Source organism: Cryobacterium sp. Sr8, assembly GCF_004403225.1.
Taxonomy (GTDB): domain Bacteria; phylum Actinomycetota; class Actinomycetes; order Actinomycetales; family Microbacteriaceae; genus Cryobacterium; species Cryobacterium psychrotolerans.
The window spans coordinates 1-4180 of the sequence record NZ_SOHO01000019.1 but is presented as its reverse complement, the minus strand read 5'-3'; the positions used below and the strand labels follow the sequence as shown (position 1 = coordinate 4180).

Annotated in this window: 6 protein-coding genes and 1 pseudogene; 2 read left to right on the top strand and 5 right to left on the bottom strand. The window is 63.7% G+C overall.

Translation table 11 applies throughout. From position 1 onward, the window contains the following. Positions 1-238: pseudogene (locus E3T54_RS17035) on the top strand (GntR family transcriptional regulator); the annotation flags it as partial. Positions 239-457: 219 nt separating this feature from the next. Here E3T54_RS17035 and E3T54_RS02220 read toward each other — a convergent pair. Further along, the gene (locus E3T54_RS02220; RefSeq protein ID WP_134474378.1) at positions 458-823 is read right to left on the bottom strand and encodes a VOC family protein; all 366 of its coding nucleotides are present in this window, start codon (positions 821-823) and stop codon (positions 458-460) included. Between the two features lie 361 nt (positions 824-1184). Here E3T54_RS02220 and E3T54_RS02215 point away from each other — a divergent pair, with 361 nt between their 5' ends. Further along, the gene (locus tag E3T54_RS02215) at positions 1185-1517 is read left to right on the top strand and encodes a WYL domain-containing protein (protein ID WP_134474377.1); all 333 of its coding nucleotides are present in this window, start codon (positions 1185-1187) and stop codon (positions 1515-1517) included. Here E3T54_RS02215 and E3T54_RS02210 read toward each other — a convergent pair. The 4 genes from E3T54_RS02210 to E3T54_RS02200 all read right to left on the bottom strand — a co-directional run bounded on the left by E3T54_RS02210 (position 1514) and on the right by E3T54_RS02200 (position 3979). After that, positions 1514-2722 (bottom strand): EAL domain-containing protein, encoded by a 1209-nt coding sequence (locus E3T54_RS02210; protein WP_134474376.1) that lies wholly within the window; start codon positions 2720-2722, stop codon positions 1514-1516. The two genes, E3T54_RS02215 and E3T54_RS02210, sit on opposite strands and share 4 nt — an antisense overlap. A 152-nt stretch (positions 2723-2874) precedes the next feature. Beyond that, positions 2875-3219, bottom strand: a complete 345-nt coding sequence (locus tag E3T54_RS17520) for a DDE-type integrase/transposase/recombinase (RefSeq protein ID WP_370254652.1) — start codon at positions 3217-3219, stop codon at positions 2875-2877. Beyond that, positions 3204-3527, bottom strand: coding sequence for an IS3 family transposase (locus E3T54_RS17515; RefSeq protein ID WP_370254650.1), 324 nt, complete (start codon positions 3525-3527; stop codon positions 3204-3206). The genes E3T54_RS17520 and E3T54_RS17515 overlap by 16 nt, the downstream gene beginning before the upstream one ends. 74 nt (positions 3528-3601) lie before the next feature. Beyond that, on the bottom strand, positions 3602-3979 hold the full coding sequence (locus tag E3T54_RS02200) for a transposase (RefSeq protein ID WP_255452808.1): 378 nt from the start codon (positions 3977-3979) through the stop codon (positions 3602-3604). Positions 3980-4180: the final 201 nt, after the last annotated feature.

Sequence of the window (4180 nt, the reverse complement as noted above, 5' to 3'; positions counted from 1 at the left end):
CGGCGACCTGAGGCTTGCGGCCGGAACCGTCGCGCGGGCCTACTCCGAACTCGAGGCGGACGGGCTACTGGAATCGAACCGAACGGGCACGAGAGTCAAACAGATCGACCCGCTTCCCACCCAAGCCCGCGACGCGGCACGCGCCTACGTTGCTTCGCTTAACGGCCTGACCCTGGAGGACGCCATCCGTGCCGTACGAGTGGAGTGGAAAACGATCGAGGAAGCCGCGACCCGCTAGGTGGGGGCCTTAGTCGGCGCCGGCGGCACCGGCCCCGCAAAACGTCCCCCTTTCGGGACATCCCTCCGGAACAGGCGGCGTCTGTCACCCAGCATGCCAATAGTTGGGATGGCGACACTTCACGCGTGAAACCGCTCCGGGCCGGGTGACCGGTCCGGTCAGGTCTTCGAGCCTTCCAGGGGCAGAATTGCTCAATGGAGCCTGCCCTTGTACTCCGTTTCAGTCAATCGGGGAGACACGAATGAGGTTGCCATCCGGGTCGGCGACCACGAATGTGCGCCCGAAGACGTCTTCGTGCGGCTCTTCGATAACAGTGACTCCCTTGGCCGTCCACGCGGTGAAGCAGTCATCGACTCCGGATGCTGACCCCGGCAGCATGAGCCCCAACTCGCTGGTTCGCAGCGTCGCCGTCGTGACTGTGTCGCCGCGGCCAGACCACAGGGCGAAGAGCACGCCCGGGGCTACCTCGAACGGGACATAACGCGGGGTAACGGTGACAGGTTCCATCTCGAAGAGATCGCTGTAGAAGCGGGTGGAGCGCTCGACATCGGTGACATAGATGAGGAACAGGTTTGGCGTTGCCATGGGATCTCCTTGGTTGACGTTCTCGGCTACGCCAAGCCTTTCATCAATACATGACAGATCTTGTCTGGTATCCGTCAATACTGGTGAGATGAAGTCCCAACGCCTGCTTTCGATGATGTTGCTGCTCCAGACGCGCCACCACATGACCGCGCTTGAGCTGCCAGAGGAGTTAGGAGTTAGGAGTTAGGAGTTAGGAGTGTCGGTCCGGACGGTTACTGCGCGACGTCATGGCTCTGGCGGACGCAGATGTGCCGGTGTTCGCCGAGCGAGGCCGATATGGAGGCGTAGTCCTGCTTCCAGGGTCACAGCTGGATGTGTCCAAACTCACCATACTGAGGTCGATGCGCTGAAGCTGCTGGGTATGGACCCTGGGCAAGCTCGCCAACTTGGCATCGATTCGCTGTCGCGCAGCGCCCAAAGGAAGATCGCATCCCGCCGCCCTCTGGGCTGCCAGTCGGAACTGCCGTTGTCCGAATTGATTGTGGTCGACAACACTCCATGGTTTAGCCCGATGCCAATCGTCGCCGGCGTCGCCGAACTCGCCAGAAACCTGCAGTCGGGCAGGCGTTTGCGGATTCATTATCGGAGAAGTGCCGAACGAGGTGCCTCATGGCACGCCGTTGACCCGTACGATCTTCTGGCGAAGGCCGGCCGTTGGTATCTGGTAGCCGATGTCGACCGCGTGCCTAGCTAGGAGACGTCGCCCGCGAATTCGCGCACGCGTTCCTGCCAGGTCGGGATCCAGCCGGCGAGGTCGGCTGCGGGCATCGGCCGGGCAATGAAGTAACCCTGCGCCAGGTCGCATTTCGTGTTGCGGACCAGGTCCCAATCGTCGCGATCCTCCACGCCTTCGGCGACGACCTCCATGCCGAGCTGCTTGCCCAGGCTCAGGCTGGCCGCGTACATCGCGCGTGAGGTCGTGTCCCGCGAGGCGCCGTGCACGAAACTACGGTCGATCTTGAGCTCGTCGAACGGGAAGTCGCGGAGCTGGCTCAGCGAGGAGTGTCCGGTGCCGAAGTCATCGATCGAGAGCCGGAACCGTTTCATTCGCAGGCGGGTGAGGATCTCCAGCGGCGCACGCTGGTCCAGCATCAGCCGGCTCTCCGTCAGCTCCAGGACGATGTCCTGCGGCGCCACTTCCGCGGCCGCCGCCGCCCCGGCCACGAAATCCGCGAAGGCGACCGACGAGAAACTAACCATTGAGAGGTTGACCGCGACTCGAAGGTGCAGCCCGGCCCTGCGCCAGGCCCTCGCCTGGTCCAGGGCGCCGGTCAGCACGACCCGCGTCAGCTCGTCGATGAGGCCGTCTTCCTCGGCGGTCCCGATGAACTGGTCGGGGAAAACGAGTCCATCCACCGGATGCCGCCAGCGCACGAGTGTCTCGACCCCGACAACGTCTCCGGAGGCGACATCGACCTTGGGCTGGTAGTAGTTGGTCAGTTCGCCGTTGGCGATGGCGGCGCCCAGTTCGGCCGCGCCGTATGTCTTCTTCGCCGCGTGAGGCGCCTCGGCCGGCCTCCACCGGTCGGTCATCGCGGCCAGCCTGGCCAGCGAGACCGGCTTGCTCAAATGGCCCAGAACCGTGATCCGGTGGGCCTGGATCAGGTGCACCGTCGACTTCAGAATGCGTTCGTCTTCGCCGCTGACCAGGATGACGCTGCCGGTGTAGCCTTGGTCGACCAGCTTGCGGACGAACTCGATTCCGTCCATGCCCGGCATGTTCAGGTCGAGCAGGATCAGGTCCGGCGGCAGCGGGGCGGCGACACGTTCCAGCGCTTCCGCTCCGTTATCGCAGGCCGTCACTTCGGTGAAGCCCAGTTTCGCCAGCATCCGGGCGAGCAGTTTGAGCATGAAGGTTTCATCATCCAGGGTCAGAATGAGAATCGTGGTTCTGGTCATGTTCACGTCGGTTCTCTTGTCCACTTGGTACAAGTTTCTTCGTGCGTGGTTCCTGGTACGGGTTCTGGGCTGCCGCGGAGATTTCGGACAGCGGAATCAGTGGTTTCTTCAACGCTGCCAGAGCTGGCTGTTGATAACCATAGTGGACTTCGTTAGGCCGCCGGCAACCGAGCGCGGAGTGCCGGCTGTTGTAAAACCCCTCGATGTAGCGGATGACGTCGCTTCGAGCTTGTGATTTCGTCCACGCTGCCCCGATCGGAGTGCCAGATCGCGTCAGGCTCGATCAGGGTCGTCGCGGCCGCGTTCCTGAGCGCGTCCGCGACGAGCTCGGTGCGCATGTGATCGGCGATGGACCAGCCGACGACTTTCTTTGAGTAACAGTCGATGACGGTGGCCAGGTAGATGAAGCCCTGCCACGTGTGGATGTAGGTGATGCCGCCGACGAACTTCACCCCGGGCCGGTCCGCGGTGAAGTCCCGTTTCACGAGGTCAGGCATGCCCGCCGCAGCCTCGGCGTCCGCGGCCGTCGTGATGCCGAACGGGCGCGGCTGACAGGCCACCAGACCCTGGNCTCGGCGAGATCGGCGTGGATGCGCCGATACCCGTAGGTGCCCTCGGACTCCTCGAAGAAGTACTGGACCCTTGCTATCAGCGCCTCCCGGCGGGCCGCGGTGGCCGATTGCGGACGTGTGGCCCAGTGATAGAAGCCGGACGTCGAGACGGCCAGCCACCGGCACATTTTCACCACCGAATTCAGATTGGCGGGCTCAGCTTTTTGGGAATCGATGAATTCGTACTTGCTCACTACCGCTGCTCCCGGGCGAAGTAAGCGGCCGCTGAAGTGTGAATCCCGTGCGGGGCAGCCCGGGAACCGTGGGTTTATGCGGCTGGCATGGTGGCCGTGACTTCTCCGCCGAGTTTCTCGATCTGGTGGACAAGAAGGGCGACTTGGTGTTCGGGGCTCTTACGTCGAACGAGCCAATCGGCACCGAGATCGGCGTAGTCAACGTTGTCACCGACGATGTGTGAGTAAGCGACGAGGATGTCGTGCCGGGTTGCCCCGATCGCTTTGAGCGTTCCCCGTCGGCCGCGGATCGCATGGAAGTGAGCCGCGAGGTAGATGCCCTTGGTTCGTGCCGCGGCTTGTGCGGCCTCGGTGAGCACGGTTCGCAACGCGACCGGCCCGCGGCGGGCCCGCCCGCGGCGGGCCCGCCCGGAGCGGGCCTTCCCACCGGATGCGTTGTTGCCCGGATAAATGCCCGTTCAGGAAGCAAGATGCGCGGCCGAGGGGAACACGCTCATGTCCACGCCGATCTCTGCGATCAGGCCGATCGCGCTTTTGCGGCCGACCGCGCGATGTCAAGCTGAGTGGAGCCACTCGGGTTAGTTTGTGACGGCTGTGTCGGGGATGTTGATTCCGACGGTGCCGGCTGGTGCGGGTGTTCTTGGTCGCGCGCG

What these genes read in the sequence shown, in the direction of transcription:
- E3T54_RS02215 (WP_134474377.1), top strand. Translation starts at nt 1,185, where the DNA reads ATGGACCCTGGGCAAGCTCGCCAACTTGGCATCGATTCGCTGTCGCGC.
- E3T54_RS02220 (WP_134474378.1), bottom strand. Translation starts at nt 823, where the DNA reads ATGGCAACGCCAAACCTGTTCCTCATCTATGTCACCGATGTCGAGCGC.
- E3T54_RS02210 (WP_134474376.1), bottom strand. Translation starts at nt 2,722, where the DNA reads ATGACCAGAACCACGATTCTCATTCTGACCCTGGATGATGAAACCTTC.
- E3T54_RS17520 (WP_370254652.1), bottom strand. Translation starts at nt 3,219, where the DNA reads ATGCCTGACCTCGTGAAACGGGACTTCACCGCGGACCGGCCCGGGGTG.